The organism is Chryseobacterium sp. FR054, assembly GCF_056844565.1.
Map to the genome: position 1 here is coordinate 1,048,302 of NZ_JBXDSA010000001.1, position 23,498 is coordinate 1,071,799.

The 23,498-nt window shown below is 40.8% G+C and carries 21 protein-coding genes; 2 read left to right on the top strand and 19 right to left on the bottom strand.

From position 1 onward, the window contains the following. Positions 1 to 28 precede the first annotated feature (28 nt). A complete protein-coding gene (locus AC106S_RS04995; protein ID WP_024567729.1) occupies positions 29 to 856 on the top strand; it encodes an RteC domain-containing protein in 828 nt (275 codons plus the stop codon). A gap of 46 nt (positions 857 to 902) precedes the next feature. On the opposite strand, the gene AC106S_RS05000 is transcribed toward AC106S_RS04995, so the two are convergent. The 8 genes from AC106S_RS05000 to AC106S_RS05035 all read right to left on the bottom strand — a co-directional run bounded on the left by AC106S_RS05000 (position 903) and on the right by AC106S_RS05035 (position 13,184). Beyond that, complete coding sequence (locus AC106S_RS05000; RefSeq protein WP_024567728.1) at positions 903 to 6,329, bottom strand: N-6 DNA methylase; 5,427 nt, start codon at positions 6,327 to 6,329, stop codon at positions 903 to 905. Further along, entirely contained in the window at positions 6,316 to 6,753 is a 438-nt protein-coding gene (locus AC106S_RS05005; RefSeq protein ID WP_024567727.1) for a DUF1896 domain-containing protein, read from the bottom strand. The genes AC106S_RS05000 and AC106S_RS05005 overlap by 14 nt, the downstream gene beginning before the upstream one ends. A 145-nt stretch (positions 6,754 to 6,898) precedes the next feature. Further along, positions 6,899 to 7,777 (bottom strand): ORF6N domain-containing protein, encoded by an 879-nt coding sequence (locus AC106S_RS05010; RefSeq protein WP_002996058.1) that lies wholly within the window; start codon positions 7,775 to 7,777, stop codon positions 6,899 to 6,901. After that, positions 7,777 to 9,861 carry a type IA DNA topoisomerase gene (locus tag AC106S_RS05015; protein ID WP_002996062.1) on the bottom strand — a complete coding sequence of 695 codons (2,085 nt, stop codon included), beginning with the start codon at positions 9,859 to 9,861 and terminating at the stop codon, positions 7,777 to 7,779. Before AC106S_RS05015 ends, AC106S_RS05010 begins: the two co-directional genes overlap by 1 nt. 6 nt (positions 9,862 to 9,867) lie before the next feature. Further along, complete coding sequence (locus tag AC106S_RS05020) at positions 9,868 to 11,331, bottom strand: DUF3945 domain-containing protein (protein WP_002996066.1); 1,464 nt, start codon at positions 11,329 to 11,331, stop codon at positions 9,868 to 9,870. Between the two features lie 85 nt (positions 11,332 to 11,416). Further along, a complete protein-coding gene (locus AC106S_RS05025; RefSeq protein WP_002996071.1) occupies positions 11,417 to 11,725 on the bottom strand; it encodes a helix-turn-helix domain-containing protein in 309 nt (102 codons plus the stop codon). A gap of 11 nt (positions 11,726 to 11,736) precedes the next feature. After that, entirely contained in the window at positions 11,737 to 12,090 is a 354-nt protein-coding gene (locus AC106S_RS05030) for a helix-turn-helix domain-containing protein (RefSeq protein WP_002996076.1), read from the bottom strand. A 248-nt stretch (positions 12,091 to 12,338) separates the two neighbouring features. Continuing rightward, a complete protein-coding gene (locus tag AC106S_RS05035) occupies positions 12,339 to 13,184 on the bottom strand; it encodes an RteC domain-containing protein (RefSeq protein WP_002996078.1) in 846 nt (281 codons plus the stop codon). Between the two features lie 346 nt (positions 13,185 to 13,530). Here AC106S_RS05035 and AC106S_RS05040 point away from each other — a divergent pair, with 346 nt between their 5' ends. Further along, on the top strand, positions 13,531 to 14,421 hold the full coding sequence (locus tag AC106S_RS05040) for a hypothetical protein (RefSeq protein ID WP_482437988.1): 891 nt from the start codon (positions 13,531 to 13,533) through the stop codon (positions 14,419 to 14,421). A 90-nt stretch (positions 14,422 to 14,511) separates the two neighbouring features. Here AC106S_RS05040 and AC106S_RS05045 read toward each other — a convergent pair whose 3' ends face one another. The 11 genes from AC106S_RS05045 to AC106S_RS05095 all read right to left on the bottom strand — a co-directional run bounded on the left by AC106S_RS05045 (position 14,512) and on the right by AC106S_RS05095 (position 22,857). After that, the gene (locus AC106S_RS05045; RefSeq protein ID WP_482437989.1) at positions 14,512 to 14,775 is read right to left on the bottom strand and encodes a hypothetical protein; all 264 of its coding nucleotides are present in this window, start codon (positions 14,773 to 14,775) and stop codon (positions 14,512 to 14,514) included. 141 nt (positions 14,776 to 14,916) lie between these two features. Further along, a complete protein-coding gene (locus AC106S_RS05050) occupies positions 14,917 to 16,389 on the bottom strand; it encodes an alpha-L-fucosidase (RefSeq protein WP_482437990.1) in 1,473 nt (490 codons plus the stop codon). A gap of 20 nt (positions 16,390 to 16,409) precedes the next feature. Beyond that, a complete protein-coding gene (locus tag AC106S_RS05055; protein WP_482437991.1) occupies positions 16,410 to 17,309 on the bottom strand; it encodes a TIGR01777 family oxidoreductase in 900 nt (299 codons plus the stop codon). Between the two features lie 63 nt (positions 17,310 to 17,372). Further along, on the bottom strand, positions 17,373 to 18,083 hold the full coding sequence (locus tag AC106S_RS05060; protein ID WP_482437992.1) for a YqjF family protein: 711 nt from the start codon (positions 18,081 to 18,083) through the stop codon (positions 17,373 to 17,375). Between the two features lie 19 nt (positions 18,084 to 18,102). After that, positions 18,103 to 18,558 carry an SRPBCC family protein gene (locus AC106S_RS05065; RefSeq protein ID WP_482437993.1) on the bottom strand — a complete coding sequence of 152 codons (456 nt, stop codon included), beginning with the start codon at positions 18,556 to 18,558 and terminating at the stop codon, positions 18,103 to 18,105. Positions 18,559 to 18,561: 3 nt separating this feature from the next. Beyond that, positions 18,562 to 19,344 carry a fatty acid desaturase family protein gene (locus AC106S_RS05070; protein ID WP_482437994.1) on the bottom strand — a complete coding sequence of 261 codons (783 nt, stop codon included), beginning with the start codon at positions 19,342 to 19,344 and terminating at the stop codon, positions 18,562 to 18,564. A gap of 11 nt (positions 19,345 to 19,355) precedes the next feature. After that, positions 19,356 to 20,168, bottom strand: a complete 813-nt coding sequence (locus AC106S_RS05075; RefSeq protein WP_482437995.1) for a DCC1-like thiol-disulfide oxidoreductase family protein — start codon at positions 20,166 to 20,168, stop codon at positions 19,356 to 19,358. Then, a complete protein-coding gene (locus AC106S_RS05080) occupies positions 20,165 to 20,539 on the bottom strand; it encodes a hypothetical protein (protein ID WP_482437996.1) in 375 nt (124 codons plus the stop codon). Before AC106S_RS05080 ends, AC106S_RS05075 begins: the two co-directional genes overlap by 4 nt. A 63-nt stretch (positions 20,540 to 20,602) precedes the next feature. Further along, the gene (locus AC106S_RS05085; RefSeq protein ID WP_482437997.1) at positions 20,603 to 21,265 is read right to left on the bottom strand and encodes a class I SAM-dependent methyltransferase; all 663 of its coding nucleotides are present in this window, start codon (positions 21,263 to 21,265) and stop codon (positions 20,603 to 20,605) included. Next, a complete protein-coding gene (locus AC106S_RS05090; protein ID WP_482437998.1) occupies positions 21,258 to 22,202 on the bottom strand; it encodes a hypothetical protein in 945 nt (314 codons plus the stop codon). The genes AC106S_RS05085 and AC106S_RS05090 overlap by 8 nt, the downstream gene beginning before the upstream one ends. 151 nt (positions 22,203 to 22,353) lie before the next feature. Next, entirely contained in the window at positions 22,354 to 22,857 is a 504-nt protein-coding gene (locus AC106S_RS05095; RefSeq protein ID WP_482437999.1) for a GbsR/MarR family transcriptional regulator, read from the bottom strand. Positions 22,858 to 23,498 lie beyond the last annotated feature (641 nt).

The following is a 23,498-nucleotide window of genomic DNA, read 5'->3' on the forward strand; positions in this document are numbered from 1 at the left end:
GTCCAATAGAAATTTCAAAATAAACAGGATGGATAAATTTTATAACGAAACGTTGAATAATCTGGAAGCCGCAATCAAAGAATTAGAAACTGAAACGGATTGCTCCATACAACAGATTGAAGTGATAATAAAACTTATCATCAAATGCCTGTCTAATGTGAAAGAATATGTATTGAACAGAGGATTTAAAAATGTAGAGGAAGAAATTCGTTTTTTCAAGCATCAAAAGCCCGCTATTGTTTCAAAGCTCATCTATTATAACGCTATCTATAAAATCGAAACAAAGAAACCTTATGGCGGTAAGGCAGTGAAGAAATACTATAATGATGAATTGGAAAAACTCAAAAGATATTTTGACAATAACCTCGAATTTTATAAATATTACAGAACCAATAATACTTTTATAGATGATAAGCTATTTGTACGGGGAAAGTATGACATTAAACTAAGTCTGGACACCTATTATTTTGAAGCGGACCATAATTTTTCCACTTCCCACGATTATAAGGCTGCAAAAATCATCGCCAATGACCTGATACAAGTATATCTTGAAGACCAGCTTCACAGCCCGATACATAAAAGCAAATCAATAGAATTACCTAACTTAAATTGGCGAGGCAGTAAAACTGCATTGACAGAATTGATATATGCCCTTCACGCTCAGGGTGTATTTGACAATACGGATATTAAAGTAATCGCCAAAACATTTGAAAGCATCTTTAATGTTGATTTAGGCGACTTTTACCATACATTTATGGAGCTGAAAGCCCGAAAAATAAACCGGACGAAGTTTCTTGACAGCCTGCGTGATGCGCTGATAAAACGGATGGATGAGCTGGAAGAAGATGAATATTAGAAATTGATAAAAAAGGAACGGGGACTTGCAGATCCCCGTTTTCTTTTCATAGTACGCCTCGTGGCAAATGGATACCTTTAGTTCTGATAATGCTTTCTGACACCTTTGGAGCTTGCTGCTTTTTTTCAGTTTGTTCCGCAGGTTCTTCTACTTGTTTAACAGGTTCTATGGAAAGCTGTATTTTCCTTTCTACGGCAGCCAGTTCAGTTTTAAGTTCGCTTAAACGGGTTTCTTTAGACCACGTACCGTTAACCACTTCCTGAAGCACAGGCAAATCTTTTTGGAACTCGGCAATATTCTCCTGTTCCTTTTTAATATAGACAGGCAGCTTTTCCAAAGCCCTTAAAAAATTCAGTGATGCCGTTTCGGGGTCTTTTGCCATAACACCGTTATTGAACGTGTATTTGATATTGCCCTCGCCCTGTACAAAAAATCGGTTCACACGAATATCCACGCCCTCTTTTTGGGAAACTTCGGTTTTTACCAATAGCTGAAAACCATACAGGCTACCGATTTCTTCATAATCGCCTCCTGTACGTGCTTTGTCCGCAAGCTGGTTAAGTTTTGCACCCGTCTGTTTTACATCGGCATTCGGCGATAAACCGTCCAGCACAAGAGCATTTACAACCGTACCGTCCTGCCGTTTTTGTAACCGTTGCTCTAAGTTTCCCCAATCAAGGCTCATACGGTCAAAGCGTGATTGGGCTTTGTCAAGTTCGGCTGTATAGTCTTCCAATTTATATTTGGCACTGTATTTAGAACGACTGTAAGCCTGCTTTTCGCTTTCCAGTCCGGCAATCTGCTTTTCTATTTTGGCTTTATCCAGCAAGTCGGTATTTCCTGAGAGAATTGCTACATATTCCGAGAAGTTCATACCCGATTTTTCGTCCATACTACCCTCGTCAAGGGTACGCTTACCGAGATTATTATTCTTTAGCTGGTCGATAAAAAGCTGTTTGTTGAATAGCAGGTTGAACTTATAGCTGTCCAGTGATTTTTCTACGGCATAGATAATTACTTGTACTTTGTTGTCCGCAAAATGCTTTGCAATTTCATTGCCTTTTCGGATAGCCCGCCCGTCCCTTTGGGCAAGGTCGCTCGGTCGCCACGGTGTATCCAAATGGTGTACGGCAACGGCTCTTTTCTGTGCGTTTACGCCAGTGCCGAGCATACTTGTTGAACCGAACAGCACACGGATTTTGCCCTCGTTCATTCCTTTGATAAGTTCCTTACGCTGCTTATCATTCTTAGCTTCCTGTATAAACCGGACTTCGTGTGGAGGTATGTTGTGGTCTTCCACGAGCTTGCGTTTAATTTCAGAATATACATTCCATTCACCCGGTTTATAAGTACCTAAATCCGAGAAAATGAACTGCGTTCCTTTTTGCGCATTGTATTGGTGGTAATACTTCGCAATGTTAGCGGCACAATGAGAAGCCTTGTTGTCGGGGTGGTCTTCATAAATATCGCTTACCATTCGCATATCCAACGACATTTTACGGGCGTAGTCCGTAGCAATCAGCATTTTTGCTTTTTCTTCCCGTTGAGAAAGCGGCTCTCTTCCTAATAAAGTGGCATTGCCCGTTTTGGCAAACTGCATCAGGCTTTGGATAAATGCTTCCTGGTCGGGAGTTGGCGGTATGTTGTATAACACCTCATTCTTTTCGGGGCGGTCAATTCCAATATCTTTCGCTGTACGGTAATCCGTGATTTCGGAATAGAATTGAGCCAGTTCCGGTACTTTGATAAAATAGCGGAAACGTTCTTTCGCCACGATATTATTAGCCACCGAAAATTCATAATCGGTGGTCTTACGGGCGTAAATAGCCGCCCACGCATCAAAAGAATGAATGCCTTGCTTTGCCAATGCTCTTGGGCGTAGGTATTTAAACAGCAGATACAACTCTGTCAGTGAATTGCTGATGGTTGTACCCGAAAGAAAAGTAGCACCCATATCCGCATCAATACGGTCTTGGATAGTGCGAATGGCAAAGAGCAGGTTCAAAGCCTTTAGGCTTCCGTCCATATTTCCCAATCCGGCAACCCTTGAATGGCGTGTATTAAAAATGAGGTTTTTAAACTGGTGGCTTTCATCCACAAACAAATGGTCTATGCCCATCATTTTGAAGTCCACCACATCATCTTTACGGTTCTCAATATCGTGTTGCAGGGTTTTCAGCTTTACTTCGAGATTTTCTTTTTGCTTTATCGCTCCGGCAAGCATCCCTCTGGTAACTTCATTTCCTTGCGATTGCAGCACATCGAGGTTACGCTCCACACTGTCCAGTTCTATTTCGAGAATTTCCTTTTGCATTTCGGGCGATTGCGGTATCATAGAAAATTGGTCGTGTGTGAGTATCACGCAATCCCAATCGTTGTTTTTAATATCACCAAAAATCCGCAAGCGTTTTTTAGGCGTAAAATCGTCAATGCCCGGATAGAGTATTTTAGCGTGCGGATAGGCGGTTCTATATGCTTCGGCAATTTCGGGTACGTTCGCTTTCAGCCCGATAATCATTGGTTTGTGAGCCAGCCCCAACCGCTTCATTTCCTGTGCTGCCGTACACATTACCAGCGTTTTTCCTGCACCTACTTCGTGGTCGCAGATAGCACCGTTGTTGAGCTTAATCATCCAAACGGTGTCCTTTTGGCTATCATACAGGTCTTGGATTTTTAACCCCTTGCGGTCTAATCCCGGAAACTCCTGATGTGTTCCGTTATAATTCGGTCGGACGAAACAGTTAAAGGTATCATTGTATTGGTCGGTCAGCCTGTTTTTAAACTCATTGTTTTGGGCGTGGAGCCACTCTGTAAAGGCAGTTCGGATTTCGTCAATCTTGGTGTTTGCCATTTGAATGGCTTCCATATCCCTAACCTTTACTTCCTTATCATCTATTGTGATTTTCTTGGTAATATCAGGCGTAGTATTGACAAGGGCGTGCCTCAGCAGGTTAATCCCGTCAAACGTTCTGCTCTCTGCCTTAACAGCATATTTGTCCCATATATGCACATTCTTCTGTCCACAGGTTACAGAAAAGTCATCGGAGCTTTCGGAATAATGTACACGCACATCCGTATCGAAAAGATGCGAAGCAAAACGGGCATAAACGCCAGTCGGTATCCAGCGTTCGCCGAGGTTAAAGTCCAGCTCTTCAAATTCAATTCGTCTTGGGCGGGCTTCTTCCAAAGCAGTAAGGCTTTCTTTGGCTTGGGCATCATCGGGATTGTTTTCGAGGTAGTTTCTTACATCCGCCGCTTTTTCTACCACGTTACCTGCAATCCAGCGTTCGGCGATTTCATATTCCTGTTGCAAAGGGTTATAGAAAATCCTGCCGTGTAAGGCTTCTTTCAGCACATCGGCAGTCATATTGCTCACTTCGGACATATAGTCCAAATCCACACTTCCGTATTTGTTCAGCGATGCCGCCAACGCTTCATCGGGATTGTCGGTAGCTAATGTTGTGATGGAAAAGCTGACCGGACGGCTGAATATATCCGCTTTGTGTACCACGCCGCCCACCACACGCTCCAGATAAGGCATTTCCTTTCCGGCACTGTCCGTTTTAATGAGCTTGATATTATCGGCGCTATTCAGATTGCCATACCTTTTGATAAAGGCATCGTACAATCGGTTAAGGTTTTCCCTTTCTTCTTTGTGTTCAGTTTGGTGCTGTGCTTCTTTGGTATAAAGCTGTTGGTAAACATCACGTACCTGTATATACGCTTCGGCTCTTGCTTTTTGCGTAGGAGGTAATTGCAACGGGTGGAAGACAGCCGTACCGTCTGCGGTATCTACACTTTGCAGATAACCCACCCAGCCATTATCTACCACAAGGCAATCGTTTCGGTGGAACGATTGCAGTTCGTTACTAAACGGCGCAGGTTCGGGAATGGCGGCAAGAACGGCTACGGGAATGGCTGGCTTATCAGCTTGGCCATTCCCGTTTTGTTGCGAAAACAAATCGCCGATTACTTCCTGTTCTTTGCCATTAAATGTTTTATTGCCATTTGAAACAGGAAGCGTGTAAGGTTGCTGCATTGCAGAACTGAACAGGTCGGGCTGGCGACTGATAGGCATTCGTTTTCTCTGGCTGGTCTGTCTTTTGGCTGATGTTGCTTTTTTTGGCGGAGCAAGGACAGCCACAGTTTCACCTGTATTTTCAAATAGGTCGAAAATGCTTAGCTGTTTTAATTCCTGCGGACTTTCCTGTCTTATCACAGGTGTCGTAAAAAGCTGTTGCTGGGGCTGAATGATTTCACGCTCAACAATGGGAGGCGGAATTACCGGCGTTGGAATTTGTATAAAAGGTTCATCGTGTTGTTCGCCTTTGTATAAAGACAAATTCAGGTGGTTACCAAAATCTTCGGAAAGCATCTCTTTGAGGGCATTTGCAATGCCCTCAACGCCGTCTTTGTGTGTATAGATTAATGCAGGTTGCCCGTAAGGGTCAGTATCTACTTTCCAATGCGTATGTATAATTCTTGTACCGTCCTCAAATAAAGCATTGCTGGGTGTACCATATCCTGTTTTGTTGCTTTGGCAAAACAATTCTTCCGCTTCGGTCAAATTTGGTTTTGCTGTATTCTTTTGCAGGATTATCAGGTCAGAGCCAACCTCTGTACCTGCATAATCTGTAAACAGATTGTTGGGTAAGCGGATAGCTGAAACCAAATTGTTGTTTTCCATTAATGCCCTGCGTATCGGCTCATTATTCGGGCTGTTCAAAATCCCCTGTGAGGTAATGAAAGCCTGCAAACCACCTTCTCGGAGCATATCATTTCCTTTCAAAAAGAAATAGTTATGAATGCTTCGGGCAGCTTGCTCCTTTGCGGGGTTTCTACTTCGGGAGTATGAAAGGTCAAATACAGAGGTATCACCGAACGGGATATTGCTGGCAACAACATCGTAACTGCTTTGTTCCTTTTCGGGGATTTCCTCAAAACCGCTTATGCGGATATTATTTGCGGGATAAAGCTGCTTTAGGATTTTGCCCGTTAGCAAATCTTTTTCGTAAGCAGTAACATTGGCTTTTTGATTTTCCGAAAAGGATTGTATAAATGAGCCGATACCTGCGGAGGGTTCGAGGAATTTATCAATCTTCAAACCGCTATCACGCAATACGGAAGAAACGGCATCTATAACCTCCGGCGGTGTGTAGAATGCTGTGAGTACGGAGCTTCGCATACTGTCCACAAATCGTTTGTATTGCTTTTCGTCTGTGGCATTTTCTTTTAAAACCTGATGCAGCTCCTGCGTAATAGAGAAAAGGTCGTGTTCGGTCTTTCTCCAATTGTTGATGTCCATCTCATATTCAACGGGGTTCAGAACGAATTTAAGACCGCCAAATCCGCTGTATTGCATCATTAGCAGTCTTTCGCCTACGGTGGCTTGTCGGTTCTCCTTTTCCAGTTTAAAAGCAATTCGCAGGGCATCAATATTCTGTTGGAGATGTTGCTTTTTACTGAAGCCCATTTTCGGTTATCCATATTGCGATGGTTCCCGTTATTTCGGTGTAGAGTACATCAAACTCATAACCGTAGGCGAAATCATCGGTCAGTTTATATTTGGCAAAAACAGGCTCGCAAACACGGAACATTTTCAGGGCAAATGGTCGAAGTTCCTCGTCTGCCATTAGGGTATCGAACTCATTGCAGACCACCTGAAAAATGGTATCGAACCTTGAAAAATGTAAGCCCTCAAAGAGAATGTAATTGGCTATTTCGTTGCACTGCTCAATAGCGTTTCCCGAACTGAAAGCACCCTCGTAAGCATTGGCAGCCCACGAAGAACGCTGGTCGATAAATTTGTGGTCGCTGGCTTTTTCAGGAAAGCCTGAATTAAGATGTTCTTGTAGTCGTAATCTGTAATACGACAAGTCTTTTTGCTGTGTACTCATACTATAATTTTGTTTAGAATTTTGCTTGAAGCCTAAAATTATAGCGGTAGATAAGTGCCTTTGAAGAAGTGGCAGGGTTTGGCTTTGTGTGGCAGGATTTGTCGCAATGAGCAATAAAAAACCTCTGAAAATTCAGAGGTTCATTTTATGGATTGTTTAGAATTTGGAGCATCCTGCCGACCTCAATATCCATTCTCGAAAAGGCAAACCATTTTTTGCCCAGGTCTTTGAGAGATGCCCCGATGTGGTATAGTTCTGCATTATCAATAATCAAAAAGCGGTCGTGAGCATCGGAGAAAACCTCAATTTCAATCGGAGCATACTGGCTGTTGTACCGTTGTACATCCAGCCGTAGCTGATTGCTGATAGTTTTGGTATAGATTGTAGCGGTTACATTTTCCTTGCGCTTGCCCAGCAAAGTCAGCACTGTATCGTCCACGTAGTTATCCAGCAGGATAATGGAGCTTTTGGCACTTCGTACAATATCCGACACAAAGGCGTAAGCATCGAAAACCTGACCGTTGTAGAAGATGCCATTTTCGCTGTGGAGCTTGTCGCTTTCCAATGCCTTAAAGATTTCCTCAAATTTTTGGTCGGCTTGTAGTTGTTTCAGTTCTATATTATTCAAACGATGAAACAGCGAAGCATTGCTGATAAGCATTTTCCGCATTTCTACAAAGGCATTCATAATCTCAATGCTGACCTTTACCGCTATATCACTTCGCAACAATGCGGACATCATTGCCACTCCTTGCTCACAAAATGCAAAGGGTAGCGTACGCCTCCCGCCCCGTCCAACGTTTGAAGTGCCAAATTGGTACTTCAAAGATTTTACTTCCTGTTCGCTAAGCTGAAAGCAAAAAGTTTCGGGAAAGCGGTTTTGGTTTCTCTTTACAACCCTGTTTAGGGCTTTTGTTTCTACCTGATAGAGCATTGCTAAATCAGCATCAAGAATAACTTGCTTATCCCTAATGGTATGGATAAGCGGTGCTATTTCCTTTTGGGATATGGTAATATCGGTCATTATCTTTTTGGCTTTTTATTATCAAACTCAAAAGAGGTTTTGCAATCGGCATCCAATACGATATAAGCATCGAATTTCTTTCCTGCCTTGCTTTTCATTCCTTTGATAAGATTGGTTTTCCCTTTATTCACAAGGTTTTCAATATCGGAAATACTGATTTGCACTTCGCACACATTGCGAAACTGTATCCAGCCGCAAACTTCATCGGAGCATTTAACAATCTTATCACGGATAATAAGCTGTTGGCTTTTACATTTCGGACAAACCAATTTAGGGAGGCTGTTTTGAGCAATGGAGGTTTGCAGCAATTCATCGGTAATGGACTTTGCAAAGGTTTCCGTTTCCTTTTGAAAACTTCCGGCATTCGCTTCGTTGTTCTCAATTTTCTGCAAAGCGAGTTCCCATTCTGCGGTCATAGCCACGTCCGCAATTTTTCGGTCTTTAACCAATTCGTAAACCTGCAATCCTTTTTCGGTTGGTATTAAAGATTTTTTTTCTCGTTGGATATAGTTACGGGTAAACAGTGTTTCGATAATGGCGGCTCTTGTAGCCGGAGTACCGATACCGATGTTTTGCAGGGCTTTCCGTTCTTCTTCGTTTTCGATTTCCTTACCTGCGGTTTCCATAGCCGACAAAAGCCCAGCTTCGGTATAAAGCACAGGAGGTTTGGTTTTCTTTTCGAGAATGGCAGCTTCTTTTATTTTAAGTTCATCGCCTTTTTTCAATTCGGGCAAATCCTGTATAGGTTCTGCATCATCTTCCGAAAAATTACCCTTAATCATACGCCAGCCTGCTTCCAAAATTTTACAGCCTTTTACGGTGAAATCATAGTGCATTGCCTGTAAGGAAACATCGGTTATTTCTTTGATGCAGGCTTGCGAAATGGCTTCGAGCAGGCGAAAGGCAATCATATCATACACCGCATTTTCGTCTGCACTCAAAACGGACGGGACTTTATCTGTAATCAACAATCCGTGGTGGTCGGTAACACGCAAATCATTTACAATACGCTTATTGAAACGCCCCCATTTAATTTTGGATAAAGCAGCTTTGCAGGTTTCCCTGTTCTGCAATGCCCTCACGAGGTTGGGAATTTCAGCCCACATATCTTCGGGGATGTATTTGCTCCCGGTACGTGGATAGGTAATGAATTTCTTTTCGTACAGGCTTTGAGCAATATTCAAAGTTTTTTCAGCAGAGAGGTTCAGCTTTTTGTTGGCTTCCTTTTGCAAGCCTGTGAGGTCAAAAAGCAAAGGCGGCTGCTCCGTTATATTCTTATTTTCTACGGAAGTAACTGTTACAGTATTACCATTCCTTTCAATAGATTTTAATGTATCATCTGCCAGCTTTTTATCCTGCCATTTGGTAGCAGAAATACTTTTAAAATCAATTTGCTCTTTGGAGTGGGATAATTGTATCTGCCAATATTTCTGTACGGCGAAATTCTTGTTATCTATATACCGTTTGCAAATCAAAGCCAGTGTAGGCGTTTGCACTCTTCCGAGCGAATAAATACCGTTGCCTGCGGCAATGCTCAATGCCTGTGTAGCATTGATGCCTACGAGCCAATCGGCACGGCTTCTGCCTTGTGCCGCCTGATATAATCCGTCAAATTCCTTTCCGTCTTTTAGGTTGTCAAAGCCCTGTTTAATGGCTTTTTCGGTCAGCGAGCTTATCCAAAGCCGTTTAAAGGGCTTACAGCATTTCAGATACTCATAAATGTACCGAAAGATGAGTTCGCCCTCACGACCTGCATCGGTTGCCACGATGAGGCTTTCACTTTGGTTAAACAGTTTTTCAATCACTTTTAGCTGTTTCAATGCACCAGCATCGGCTTGATAGCCTTTGTCTTTTTTGACTTTGCGAACGGTCAGCATAAAAGGGTTTGGAAGTATCGGCAAGGATGCTTTGTCAAACCCCGAAATGCCGTAATCTTCGGGCATTCCCAATCCTATCAGATGTCCGAATGCCCACGTAACAAAATAGCCGTTACCCGTAAGGTAGCCGTCCTTTTTATCGGATGCTCCCACAAGTCCGGCTATTTCCCTTGCTACGCTTGGTTTTTCTGCAATAATTGTTTTCATTATTCACTATCTTTTTACGCCTTTGGATTTTGCAGGTGCTTTGGGTTTGTTCTGTTGTTCCTGCTGTTTTTCATTTTTGGGTGTTTGCTGCCCCGATTTCAAAGGCTCTTTGATATTCTTGGTTGCTTCGTTGGTTTTTCCCTCGGAATTAACCGCAGTCTGCGTTTTGTGGGCTTCGGTTGGTTTCGCTTGGGCTTTGAGCTTGTCGGGATTTTGGAACGAGAAATCTGTTTTGCCAGTTTCTTTGTTGAGCGTGATGTAGCCCTGATATTTTTGTCCTTTTTTATCTATCAGACCATCTATATAAACAGTTTGTCCAGCTTTGAACTTATTGTATTGTTCATCATCAAGTTCCTTACCTCTAAAAGTTCTCGGAGCTTCCTGCGGTTGGCTTTGCTGATTGTTCTGCCGGTTTTCTTGTGTTTGCTGATTATTGTTACTTCTATCAAACAGAAACTCAACATATCTTTTATCCGCATTAAACTGTACATTGGCACTAAACTCATCGCCCTTTTTAGAAATCATTCCTTCCAAATAAAGCGATTTGCCTTCCATCAAGGTTTGTTTTTGCTCATCGTTCAATTTTACACCCTTAATCTCATCGGGAATTTTGACAAATTCGGTCTTCAGGGCAATCAGCTCATTGGTTAGCCTGTCCACGCTGATAATTGACGGCATCAATTCGCCTGTCTTGGAATTGGTCAAGTCAACCACACGACCCATATTCCCCGTTTCGAGCAGGTTTTTCTTATCCTCATCGGTAAACTTGTGTCCGAAAAACTCAAAGTTCAGGTTAGGCTCTTTCCTGATACCGTGTATCGCTGCCACTACGGTTCCGTCCGGTGCAGTCTGTAAAGACAAACGGGCATCTGTGCGAACAATAGCCCCGCCGAGGTTTACGCTTACAGGTACAAGGTCATTGGTCTTGTAACCTCTTAGCAACGGGTCTAAAAGGTTCATTTTTTCAAGGCGTTCTTTGCCTATTCCGAGATTGTTCATTGTTTCCCAATCAATCTGTTCCGGCTTGTAGCGGTATTCGCTGGTATCCGGTGTTGTCTGTGTTGTTGCCATATCATTTTTATTTTCTTGTTTTTGTTCATTTTCGGGTTCGGCTTTTACCTCGTTCTTTTTCATTTCCTTTTCGCCTTCGGGTGTAGGATTATCTACCTGCTTTTGCATTTCCTTAGCCTTATCTACGGCTTCATCAGCCGATACTTTGAAGAATGAAAAATTGGTCGGATTTTTTAACTGCCTCCAAAAGTTAGAGAAGAAGTTGGAGAACAAATCGCCGTGCTTATCCACACGCATAAACTGGCTTTGGTTTTCCTTTGTGGGGTCAGTAGTCTTCAATTTGCCGTTTTCGTCTATGCCGGTAACCGCCTGTATTTTATTCTTTTGCTTATCCAATACCAGTAATATATCCGATAACTGTTCGGGAGTTTGCTGTTTGTTTTCTGTTTCTTCGCTCATAATCTGAATATTTTAAAGTTCAAATGCCGAATGTATATGAAGCGTTTGCTCACTTGCCTGATATGGCAGTCAAAGGCAGTGTTTGTCATCCATTGGCGTTCAGTTTGGGTAAAGGCGGATTAAAACTTTCCCTGATGAACTGATGCACGTCAGACAGTTTGTAATACAGTTTGCCACTTATGGTGTAATAGGGCAACTTGCCGATGGAGCGATACCGTTGCAGGGAACGGTTGCTGATTTTCAGCATTTGCAGTAAATCCTGATTGTCGAGCAATTCCTCTCCGTCAATGCTGTTGCGTTTCTTTTGTAAGCTGTCTATATTGTCGCCCAGCATATCGAGGCGTTCCATTAGGCGTTCCATCCACGCCAAAAATTCCATTCTGTCAATGTTCATAACCGCACGTTTTAAGATTTACCTGATTTCAGCTTTCTACCTTTCTTGATATAGCTTTTGCCTTTTGCCATAAGCTCCTGTACAAATTCATCATTGCTTTGTATAGCATTGGCATTGAGCATATCCTTGATTGCTCCAATCGTATAGAAGTATTGCCCGTAAAGTTTTGAATAAGCTATTTCGCCTTTGGTACGCATACGCCACAAAGTCTTTTCGCTGATGTGCAGGTATTGGCATACCTCGTGGTTGTTCAGCCACAAGTCATCGTAGCTTGTATCATTTAACCTTTTGAGATAATCGGCAATCGCATTGATACGGCTGTTGAGCTGTTGCCACGCTTCTTCTTCGATAGTGATTATTTTCATTGCATTGCTATTAATGTTCACAATGCAAAATTGCTAAGGGTGGCAAAGTTTGTCTGCCAATGTCTGCCAATTGGTTTGACGGTTTTTTGAAAATTTTTGCAATCGGGAAAAACCCTTGTTTAATAAGGGTTTCGAGGGCTTTTGAATTATTAACTACGTTATTTTGCCTTCATTTGCCAATTGGCAGATATGGGTAAAAAAAAGCAGTACACATAAATGTACTGCTTTGAACCAATGCCTTTTAATAGTCAAAGGTCTTTATCCATATATTCTTCCAATGAAACTTTAAGCTGGTCTAAAAATGCCGTTCGGGAACCTGCACGGGTTTTCATTCTGTGGAAAGCGTGATGTATATCATTTACAGGAGTTCGGAACAGGATTTGAAAAATCAAAGCCAGTTTTCTGATACCGATACTTCCGTGTGAGATAGAACTGGAAGCATACAGGGCATATATCAGTTCGATAAGTGCGTTTTGCGAATTAGTCCACGAAATATCCTTATTCACATCGTCATTTAGTAAAACGAAGTCAGGATTTTCTTCGGGATTGATTTTGTTTAGCAAATAAGTATAGAGTAGTTCATTGGCAATAATATGGGCTATTTTGTTATCGTAATAAGTGGAAAAGCTAAGGTCTATTTCAAAAACTCCGCTATTTAAACCATCGTGGTAATTAATTTTTCCGAGCATAAAATAGCTGTGGTCACGGTCTGTTCTTCCTGCACGGTAGTACCTGTAAAAATAGGTATTGCAAATACTCTCCTTATATTCTGATTTGAGAGATTTTAATTCATTCTCGTAATAACTCTGATGTATTTTCCCTGTGCTGACCGGACAGGTCGTTTCAAATCGAAATACTTTATTGTAGTAGATGAGCTTTCCTAAGATTTGGGGTTTGATGTTCTTAAAAAAGTTAATTTCCTGCTGTTCGTTCTTAAACCCACTTTGCACAATCTTGGCTTTTACTTTAAGAAGCATTTCATTCAGGAATAAGGTCATTTGATACGCCTTTTCCGCCGTTGGCATCAAATCGGAAGCGAGTTTATCTTCTTGATACCTTATTTGCGATAATATTTTACTCAACAGGATTTCCATAGCTTAGTCTTTTAAAAGTTATCACTATCTGTTTCGGAATTACATCTATTGATGATGAACCAAAATTTGGAAAATATACTGGAATAAATATCACAGGTTCCCCACAGTGGGGGAATTTTTTTTCATAATTTTTGTATGAGAGGAAAGAAAAAAAGGGTAAAGCACCTATGTACTTTACCCTTTATTTTTTTATATTTGCAGTATTGATTTACAAGGTAATCAGATGAAAGCGAGTGCAGTAAGCACCATTACTAAATCGTTACCGATTGGATTTCCCACTCTTGTAAACTACTCTTTATTAGCCACTTTGGGCTATATTAATCTTTTTTAGTTAAAATATAAAAATATGAAAACAAAGATTATTACAGCCCTCATTTTGCTTTGGGGCATTTTACTGAACGCACAAGTTGGTATCAACACACAGACTCCCAACAGTACTCTGATGATTAACGGATCGTTAGGAGCCCATTACAAAGAGATTACATCAACGGCGTACAGCATTATTGCAACAGACCATTATCTTACCTATAACGGAGCGGCCAATGCTACTTTTACCCTTCCGGTAATCGGAACGGGAACAACCAGTTTTACGGGCAGAATTTACAAGATCAAGAATATATCAGCCTTCAACATTACCCTTCAGGCTTCCAGCGGAAATACATTAAGAATTGACAACAATCCGGTTACTTCTTTTACCATTCCAACCGGAGCTTACGCAGAAGTGGTGAACAACAGCAATACCACTGCCGGAACCTGGGACCTGTCATTTACGGTATTACCCAAACCCAGCAATGTTGAGATTTTCGGGGTTCAGCTCTCTATTCCCCCGCATAAAGACGGAACATCGCCTGTGGCAGACTGGAGCAATCATACGGTGAGCACATACGATACGGGAACAGGGACGAATGCCTGGTGGGTGATCAGTAAAGCCTCTACCCCTTATGGTCATACCGCAGGTTATTCAAATGCAAGCAGAATGACTATTGTTTATGAATATCAGGGACCTGCATTTAATGTGAACAATATGTATCCTATTCTCACGGCAGGAAACAACTCAAGCTTTCCTGATGTTTTTACGGCTTCTTTTGTGAGTCTTGCGAATAACGGAACCGACGGGAAAACCCGGCTTACGGTATCGGTAGCCCGTATTGATTTTATCGGAAACAACGGATCCAATAACAGTAACTGGACGGGAACTTTCCTTCTCAATCTTCTGTTAGCCAGAAAGGTGTATTAAGAAGGTTTATAAAAGCAAAAGAGCAGGATTTTCCGCCTGCTCTTTTTATTTACCTGTATTGTCTGAGCTGTTTAATGAAAGAAAACAACATTATCTCATTTTTTTAAGCAGCTGTTTCTGGCTTTGGTATTTTTCATTCAGGGCCTGAAGCTGTGCTCTTTTCATCTTTTTGGTTAAAAGCGGATGTTTCTGGATCAGTTTCTTTTCGGTTTTATATCTTTTATCCAGTTCACTCATCTTACGATCAACCAACTCACTTTTTGAAGGATGCGGAGGAAGCGGAGGATGTTTCTGAGCATAAACATTCACCGACAATCCTAACAGCAATACTGTTGAAATGAATAACTTTTTCATGATATGTATATTTTAAGAGAGAATTTAGTCAGCTAAATTCATCCTGATTTATCATAATATTACATATACCATACCAAACATAAATTCAATTTACGGAGGTCCCTCCTCAAACCGGTTCAAAACGACTGATCTTCTGCTCTTTTATTTCTTCATCTGAATAACGGCAGCATATTGCAATGCTTTTCTGTCCTGCGGCATTTTAATTTCGATGATATTGCCGTTCTGCTTCCACTGTATTTTTGACTTTACCCCCAGAACGTTTACAGTTTCAGGTTTAAAACCTTCAGGAATGGTGAATCTAAGATTCTCCGGAGCTTTATATTCTCTGTTTTCACTGATATGGAAAACATTTATAGTTTTACCGTCTTTACTTTGGGTATAATAAAAATCTTCATCATGATAAGGAGCAATGCTTCTCGTGGCAAAAACTGCAGACTTGTTTTTCTCCATCCATCCGGAAATTTCCTTCAGCCTGTCATAAACCACAGGATCATAGTCTCCATTGGGACCGGGAGCAATATTCATCAGGTAATTACCGCCTCTTGAGATAATTTTAACAAGGGTTTCAATGATCTTTTGGGAAGATTTGTAATGGTCGTTGGGAACATAGGAGAAGGAATCTCCCATCGTAATACAGCTCTCCCAGGGAACCGAAAGCGCATGTTCAGGAACGGCCTGCTCAGGAGTGACGTAATTTTCCCATTTTCCGGGAACAGTACGGTCTACCACAATAATTCCAGGCTGATTTTTCCTTGCCATGCTTCCGATTTTATCCATATCAATGTCCTGCTCTACTTTGATGGTTCTCTGCCATTCCACCGCAGGATCAATGGTGTGAAAAGGTCTTACCCAGCCGCCATCCAGCCACAGAATATCAATTTTGCCGTAGTTGGAAGTAATTTCATTCAGCTGGTTGAAAGTGAATGTTTTAAAGTTATTCCATCTTTCGGGGTATTTTTTCGGGTCGTAATTAACGTTCCTGTCTTTTGGCGGAAAATACGGCCACCAGTAGTTTTCAGAGTGCCAGTCGGGTTTTGAAAAATAAGCTCCGATCTTAAACCCTTCTTTTCTGAAAGTGCTGAAAATCTCTTGGGTGACATCCGCTTTGGGATTTTTCGAAAAAGGGGTCCCGGAAGAAGTAATTTTATAATCTGATTCTTTGGTATCGAACATTGCAAAGCCGTCGTGATGTTTTGTAGTGAACACCACATATTTCATTCCTGCCTTTTTTGCCGCATCTGCCCATTTCTGAGGATTAAACTGTGTGGGGTTAAAAGTGGTCCGGAGGTTCTCATAGTTTTTCACGTAATCATAATAAGACGCTCCGTGCTCCGGTTTCCTCTGCGTCCAGGATTCATCTTCCGGGCAGAGGCTCCAGCTTTCCACGATTCCCCACTGGCTGTATGTTCCCCAATGCATAAACAGTCCGAACTTGAGATCCTGCCATTGCTCAAGATTCTGTACCACAAGAGGATCTTCCGGCTTCACATAGCCTTCAGAAACGTTGTGTGCCTGCGAAAAAAGGGCAGACGAAAGGAGAAATGACGATAATAAAAAGGTCTTTGATTTCTGTTTGATCAGCATACCGGGTTCGTTTTCCGCTAATTTAATCATCCTTCCATTAATCGGCAAGTTTAAGTTTTGAGCAAATTCTTCAGTGCTGTCTCAAGGCTGAAGTAGGTGAACTGGAAACCGCTTCTCATGATTTTTTCGGGATATACGTTTCTGCTTTTGAGCAGCAGTTCGGTTTCGGTTCCTAAAAATACAGAGGCTATTTCCAGCTGCCACACCGGAGCGTTCAGGCCGAAAGGAATGTTCAGTATTTTCCTCATTTCTTTCATCAGATCATTATTGGAGACCGGTTCAGGAGATGTAATATTGATCACATCCGTAATATCTTCATGCCTGATCACCCATTCCACGGCCCGGCAGAAATCATCAATGTGAATCCAGCTTACTTTTTGCTCTCCCCTTCCCTGTTTTCCGCCCAATCCGAGCTTTGTGATCATTCTCAGTTTTGGAAAAGCGCCACCGTCACGGCCTAATACAATGGAAGTTCTTAATGCTACTTTTCTTATACCATCATTCTGAACCCTGAAGAATTCTTTCTCCCAGCTTTTGCAGATATTCATGGAAAAATCGTCCCCGATAATTCCGTTTTTTTCGGTATTCAGCTGGGTTTCGGAATGAATGTAAATGGTTGCCGAGCTTGCATTCAGCCAGACTTTAGGTTTTACTTTGCACTGATTAACGGCTTCCTGAAGGATTTTCGTGCTGTTGATCCTTGAAGTGTAAATTTCTTTTTTGTTTTTGTCGTGGTATCGGCAGTCCACGGATTTCCCGGTGAGATTGATCAGTACATCCGCCCCTTCAAGAACAGTCTGCCATTCTCCCAGACTTTCTGCATTCCAGCGAATGTCGTTTTTATGTTTTGGGTTCCGGGTCAGGATGAATACCTCATCTCCCTTTGCAGTAAAGTATTTTTCAAGATTTTCTCCGAGGAATCCGGTTCCACCGGCTATGATAATTTTCATGGGGCTCAGGGTTTAAAGTTCAGGCTGATTAAGAGTTAAGATATTGGCTTCCAATGTGGGAATTCATATTTTTCTCAGGTATTTTTTTGTTTTCACCTGGATTTCCGATCCTTCTGCCAGCATTACGGAAACCGGTTTCTGGCGGTTAAGACATTCAAAATCGGTTCCGTATATTTTGTTGAAACAGATATCCAGCTGATGGTCTTTTACCCGGTAATGATCCCATTTCGGATGGCAGACTTCATATTCTGAAGTGCTGTTTTCCCTTTTGGTAAACCCGTAATAATGTTCGGTAATAAATTCAAATTCTGAATCGGCTTCCATTTTTAAAAGCCGGTTTTCGGCTGTGATCTCAATGGAATGCCAGGTTTTGTCTTTCCATGAATACTGGATGAGCAGCTCATTGCCTTTTTCATGCATCTTATTTTTCATCGGCATTGTGGTATAGTTTTCTTTGTAAACGGAATTCGCCACAAAGCTGAGTGCCGGTTTGGGAACAATTTCCTTGATAAAAACCACTCCTCTTTTCCAGATCCCGTTTTCTTTCTTTTTCACATAAAATCTGAGATTGACTTCCTCAAAATTTCTGTGAAACGGAATGGGAAGGCCAAGCAGTTTAGTATTCAGAAACATAAACCCAACCAGGCTTACATAGCATTTGTCCTGATAAAAGTCGAGTTCGGTACCTTCCGGCAGGTATTTCAGAAGGATGTCAGGATTGATATCGTAGTTGATGATGGCCAGCTTACGCCATTCTGCTTTTAAAAAGTTCATTTTTCTTAGATTTTAATGGTTAAAAATTTCCTTCAGCCGTTTTCCTGATGAGTTCGTTCCGTTGAAGCAGAAACTGTTTAAGATAATTTTTAAGAAAGACTTTGTTAAACATTTTCCCAATTATCCCGAATGGGGATTCAAACTCGAAAATATCGATCATGAGGGTATTTTCTTCTTTAACTTTAAAAATATGCTGGTGTTTCATGGTTTTAAAAGCGCCTTCAAGCATGGTATCGGTAAAGCGGTAAGGTTTTTCCATGCTGATGATCTTTGAAGTGAGGGTCTGGTAAATTCCCAGATGTTTTGCTCTCCAGGTTACCGTTTCATTTTCTTCAATCAGTCCGGAAGTTCGGCCTGCAATTGCTTTTTCATGGGTTCCTGCTGTGGATTTCTGGTGAAGGTCTATATCTCTTGCAAGGTCAAATACCTTCTGAATATCTGCTTTGATGAGGGTTTCCAAATATATTCTTTCCATCTTTTAAAAGGTTTGTTTTTTATCGAGTTCAGGGAGGGCTTTATCAATTCTTGCTGCAAGTTCAGGCAATTTAATGGTGGGAACTGCCGGAAACAGATGATGCTCCATATGATAAAACATACTGAATGTAAGTTTATTTTTCCAGAATCCGCGCTGGGTTCTTGCTACATTGGGATGTTCATGGGTATCGTGGTGAACGGTCCAGACCGCAAAGAAGGCCATTAAAAACTCGCCAAAGATCATCACCAGAATGTGGTAGATCAGGAAATGAACCTGGAAATAAAATACTGCAGATATAAAAACCAAGATCGAGATCAACTCAAAGAACATTTTTTTCCTGTAATTTTTATTGGCCAGCCTGAAGGTGACCCAATGGATCAGGAACATATGCTTCGGGCCATAGAGAATGGCTTCATACCATTTCATAGAGGCGGATTTTCCTTCATAATCTTCTTCGGAAAGACAGTATTTATGGTGTCTTATATGGTTGAATTTCACAGCATGAATAGAAGCCATCATCAGAATACTGTTGAGATACATAGACAGCCAGGTGAGGAATTTCCCGGTTCCGAGCGAATTGTGAAAACCGTTGTGAACCTGTCTGAGCGCCGTCAGAAAATAAAATCCCGAAAACGGAAGCGCAGCCCAGTAATATCCCTGATAAGCCAGAAACAGGGAAATGAAGAACCACGGAAGACTGATGTTATTTTCGATCAGCATTTCCTTTGTGGAAAGAGATTTCAGATCCTTCCATTCCACTTTTCTGATGAGTTCGGTATGATTCATTTTTCAGTTTTTTAAAGGTTGAGCAGAATAAGTAAGGCTAAAACGGTCATTCTGAATATCATCCATGAAAGGGTAGGAAGAAAGCTTAGTTTTAAAATCCGGCATCTTCTCAGATGTTCCAGAAACATGATGAATACTACTATTCCAAAATAAATGATGGCAGAAAGAGAGGTCAGATTCAACAATAAGGCAGAAATCAGAAGCAGCGTTCCTATCAGTGAAACGGTCATCATATTTCCCAGATAATTCCAGATCCGGTCTTTTAAATATGCTCTTAAAAATAAGGTCTGCCAGGCAACCTGTCCCAAACAGATCATCAGCTCTCTCCAAAAATTCTGACTGATGCCTAATCCCAGTTTTGCAGAGAATATACTCAGGACAAAGGCTGAAAACAGGACCACAAAAACCATATAAGCCAGTCTGTATTTCAGGTTAAAATCAGGAGTACAGGCCTGTTCTGCATGATCTGTTTGTAAAGGAATGATCTGTTTTCTGTTATAAGAGACAAAGGAATACATTTTTCTGATAAACCAGTACAGCGGCTGGATTCTGGCTGTTTTCTCCAGTAAAGGAAATGAATTTCCGATGATCAGAAGCAGGCTGTCCAGACCGTACACAACCTGGTTGCTTTCATGGTTAATCAAAGCGATTTCATTTTTGGCACGGTGGAAGTCAATCAGTTTTCTGTTCTTTAGACTTAACTCTGTAAAGGCTTCCCGGCCGTTTTCATCAAGCATTCCGCAGCTGGTGAAACCTTTGGAATAGATACTGCACATGGGACATTCATTGTCGTAGATCAGGGTGTGTTTTTTTAAGGTTTTCATGATTCTGAGTTATAGAATTGATACTTTTTATAGCAGTAGTAGATGTATATAACAGCCATAACCGGACTGTACACCAGGGAAGACATTAATAGATAAAGCAGAAAAGCAGGATATTTAATGGTATTACCAAACAGAAAAAAAGCCAGCAAAATCATCCAGACCGGCAGAATGAGTATTCCATAGGCGATATATCCCGGAGATTTTTTTTCTTTTAAAAACAGTCTTATCAGAAAACTGACCAGCTGTGCACCACCTACAATAAAGTAAAAACGTAGAGCTCCCATATCCTGAAACCGGTTGATTATAGACAGAAATCCCACTATCAGGGCGAAGATCTGTACGAAATAATCAATCTTTGTAAACGTTTTCATGATGATTCATTTTAAGAATTAATAAAATAGCCTTCCGGTTTATATACAATGCCTGATTTTAAACTAGGCTCTCTTTACATGCAGGATTTCAATAAGATCCAGGTATCTTTTGTGCGTCAGAACCGATAAGTTTTCACGGATAAAATGTTCCTTAAGGTTCTGAAGACCTTCATATTGGTTGATATAACGAAATAATTCTTTAAACTCCCTCCCGAAGATCTTTGAAACAAAAATTTCGATATAGCATTTCACACAGCTGAATCTCCATGGAGTTTTGGGCTTCACAAATTCTACAATAATGATTTCCCCGTTTTCGTCAATGATCCTAGATAATTCTTCTGCGAAAAACTGTTCTTTTTCTTTTTCAATGGTCTTTGTACCGTAAGAACACAGTATAATATCTATGGAACGATCCTGAATTCCGTTGCTGAAAAAATCTCTTTCAATCTGCCTGATGGAATATATTTCTTTAAATTCTGAAGATAATTTCCGGTTCATGGCTGAAGAAAAATCAAGGGTTACAATATGGGTATTTTTATTAGGATTCTGAAGATACCTGAGGTTTTCCCCCTGCCCGCTCATCAGGTCCAGTACTCTTTTATCACTGTAATTTTTCACTTTTCTTACCGCCTTTTTTCTGAATAATCCTGTAAAACCTAAGGAAGCGATCTCGTTGATGTAATATTTCGGCTGGATGTGGTTAAAATAGGTTTGCAGATCAGTCATGTTCAGATTGGTTTTTAATGGAATTCAGTACGTGCCCCTGCATTTTATCCAGGATATACCCTGACCATTTTTTCCAGTACCATTCCGGAGCAATTTTATAGCTGTACTGGGTTTTCGCGATTATTTTCGTTTTGTTTTCCGGAAGTTTTTCCAGAGAAATTTCTCCGTAATCCACAATAAAATAGTCGTGCAGATGTCTGGCATCAATTTCGTCATACGGGCTGACCTCTTTCATGGGAACAGTCTGATTTTCCAGGGAGAATTTCACTTTTTTGTTGTCTGTGAATTCATCGATATTCAGGTTGATTTTATCATTATTGGTGGTACAGGTATAAACTGGTTTTCCGTTATGCTGAGTTAATTTTATGCTTTGAGGATAGCTTACTCCCTTTTCAAATAAGACAAAATCCGGTTTGCTGAACCTGATTTCGGTGCTTAAAAGCTGCCAGACTTTATCTGAAGGGGCATTGACAATCATTTCGGTAGTCACTGTATCCTGAATGGGTTCCGCATAGGTATCAAAAATATAGGAAGCGGGATTAATGATAAGAAAAAACAGAATAACACTGCCGGTATATCTCGCTTTATCTAAGTTTCCAAGAATCAGGCCTACTGAGTACCCTGCCAGTATAGCAAAAGCGATAAACGGGAGTGCCATAAGAATGCAGATGGCTCCTTCTATGCCGCAAACAATCAGAATAACGGATATGATAACCAGACCTCCGGCTATTTTCCCGGCTATGCTAAGGATTTTTGTTATGCTGAAGTCTTTAAAACAGGATAAATATCCAATAATAAATCCAATGGTGATAGGAATGGTAAGAAACAGCGTAATGCCATAACTTCCATTTTCTATCAGCAGGAACCATGCGATAATAATCAGGGCAATGATGGTAAAGACCAGCAGGTAAAGATGTTTTTCAAATAGTTTTATCATGGCTTTTGTTTTTAAGTTTTAAAATCAGATTTTTACGAAATAAAAGATCAGAAATAAATGAATGATTAAACTTTTCATAATTTTTATCTATTTTATACTTTCAGTAATTTTTGAAAATTAATCTGAAATAAAAAAGGATGAATGTCCTCTTCTATTTTAACAGGTTGGTAATTTTTCCTACCAGCCAGTGGTCATCACTTTTAATCGCCAGATCCATAATATTGCTGATTTTACTGGTGACAGAACTGAAATCTTCCATCAGCTTTATAAATTCTCTGGCTTCAGCAGAATCTTTATCATCAATATTCTTCAGTTCCTCAAGGAAAGCAATCACAGGATCGATCTCTCTTTTCCTGCGTTCCTTAGTAATCTGCTTAAATAAATACCATATATCTTTTTCTGCGACGAAATATTCTTTACGGTCCCCTTTGATCAGTTCTTTTCTTACAATCCCCCAATCGATCAGCGCCCTGAGATTCATATTGGCATTTCCTCTTGAAATTTCCAGCTGCTCCATTACCTCATCGGTAGAAAGCGGTCTTCCGCTCGCCAGAAGCAGTGCATGAACCTGTGCCATGGTACGGTTGATCCCCCAATTGGTAGCAAAGGTTCCCCACGTCTGTATATACTTTTCTTTTGCTTCCGAAAGCTGCATCTGTTCTTTCTTTTTAAATTTCTGTTACAAATGTAATTAAATATTTTGAATTTTCAATAATTTCTGAAAATTAATTTTATCTTCTTTTTTCTTCTGAATGCTATTAAATGAATGAATGTTGGAGAAACGCAACGACAAAAGGGATTTAAGCCATTATGCTGTTTTTAAGACGCAAAAAAAATCAAAGATTTTTAGCAAGGATTTTATTATGCCCTCAAATTCTTTTATGATGAAATAAAGATCTGCATAATCTGCAAAATTTGCGAGAGAATAAAAATAGAACCTCTGCTAAGCGCTAACGCCCTTGCGCCTTAAAAGCATCTCTATTTTAAAAGATTCTTAGCGCCTGTTGCGTTGATCCAACAACATCTATCAAAAATCTGTGCCTTCTGTCATCTGTGGGAAATAAAACTTTTGGATATTAATATTCGGGGTTGGAGAAACGCAACGACAAAAGGGATTTAAGCCATTATGCTGTTTTTAAGACGCAAAAAAATCAAAGATTTTTAGCAACGATTTTATTATGCCCTCAAATTCTTTTATGATGAAATAAAGATCTGCATAATCTGCAAAATTTGCGAGAGAATAAAAATAGAACCTCTGCTAAGCGCTAACGCCCTTGCGCCTTAAAAGCATCTCTA

Bases quoted from the DNA above. Each gene is read 5' to 3' on its own strand.
- AC106S_RS05010 (WP_002996058.1), bottom strand. From the start codon at position 7,777: ATGACCGATATTACCATATCCCAAAAGGAAATAGCACCGCTTATCCAT.
- AC106S_RS05025 (WP_002996071.1), bottom strand. From the start codon at position 11,725: ATGAACATTGACAGAATGGAATTTTTGGCGTGGATGGAACGCCTAATG.
- AC106S_RS05020 (WP_002996066.1), bottom strand. From the start codon at position 11,331: ATGAGCGAAGAAACAGAAAACAAACAGCAAACTCCCGAACAGTTATCG.
- AC106S_RS05035 (WP_002996078.1), bottom strand. From the start codon at position 13,184: ATGGAAATCCTGTTGAGTAAAATATTATCGCAAATAAGGTATCAAGAA.
- AC106S_RS05060 (WP_482437992.1), bottom strand. From the start codon at position 18,083: ATGAACTTTTTAAAAGCAGAATGGCGTAAGCTGGCCATCATCAACTAC.
- AC106S_RS05085 (WP_482437997.1), bottom strand. From the start codon at position 21,265: ATGACTGATCTGCAAACCTATTTTAACCACATCCAGCCGAAATATTAC.
- AC106S_RS05095 (WP_482437999.1), bottom strand. From the start codon at position 22,857: ATGCAGCTTTCGGAAGCAAAAGAAAAGTATATACAGACGTGGGGAACC.
- AC106S_RS05030 (WP_002996076.1), bottom strand. From the start codon at position 12,090: ATGAAAATAATCACTATCGAAGAAGAAGCGTGGCAACAGCTCAACAGC.
- AC106S_RS05000 (WP_024567728.1), bottom strand. From the start codon at position 6,329: ATGGGCTTCAGTAAAAAGCAACATCTCCAACAGAATATTGATGCCCTG.
- AC106S_RS04995 (WP_024567729.1), top strand. From the start codon at position 29: ATGGATAAATTTTATAACGAAACGTTGAATAATCTGGAAGCCGCAATC.
- AC106S_RS05075 (WP_482437995.1), bottom strand. From the start codon at position 20,168: ATGAAAACCTTAAAAAAACACACCCTGATCTACGACAATGAATGTCCC.
- AC106S_RS05080 (WP_482437996.1), bottom strand. From the start codon at position 20,539: ATGAAAACGTTTACAAAGATTGATTATTTCGTACAGATCTTCGCCCTG.
- AC106S_RS05070 (WP_482437994.1), bottom strand. From the start codon at position 19,344: ATGAATCATACCGAACTCATCAGAAAAGTGGAATGGAAGGATCTGAAA.
- AC106S_RS05045 (WP_482437989.1), bottom strand. From the start codon at position 14,775: ATGAAAAAGTTATTCATTTCAACAGTATTGCTGTTAGGATTGTCGGTG.
- AC106S_RS05065 (WP_482437993.1), bottom strand. From the start codon at position 18,558: ATGGAAAGAATATATTTGGAAACCCTCATCAAAGCAGATATTCAGAAG.
- AC106S_RS05050 (WP_482437990.1), bottom strand. From the start codon at position 16,389: ATGATTAAATTAGCGGAAAACGAACCCGGTATGCTGATCAAACAGAAA.
- AC106S_RS05090 (WP_482437998.1), bottom strand. From the start codon at position 22,202: ATGATAAAACTATTTGAAAAACATCTTTACCTGCTGGTCTTTACCATC.
- AC106S_RS05015 (WP_002996062.1), bottom strand. From the start codon at position 9,861: ATGAAAACAATTATTGCAGAAAAACCAAGCGTAGCAAGGGAAATAGCC.
- AC106S_RS05040 (WP_482437988.1), top strand. From the start codon at position 13,531: ATGAAAACAAAGATTATTACAGCCCTCATTTTGCTTTGGGGCATTTTA.
- AC106S_RS05005 (WP_024567727.1), bottom strand. From the start codon at position 6,753: ATGAGTACACAGCAAAAAGACTTGTCGTATTACAGATTACGACTACAA.
- AC106S_RS05055 (WP_482437991.1), bottom strand. From the start codon at position 17,309: ATGAAAATTATCATAGCCGGTGGAACCGGATTCCTCGGAGAAAATCTT.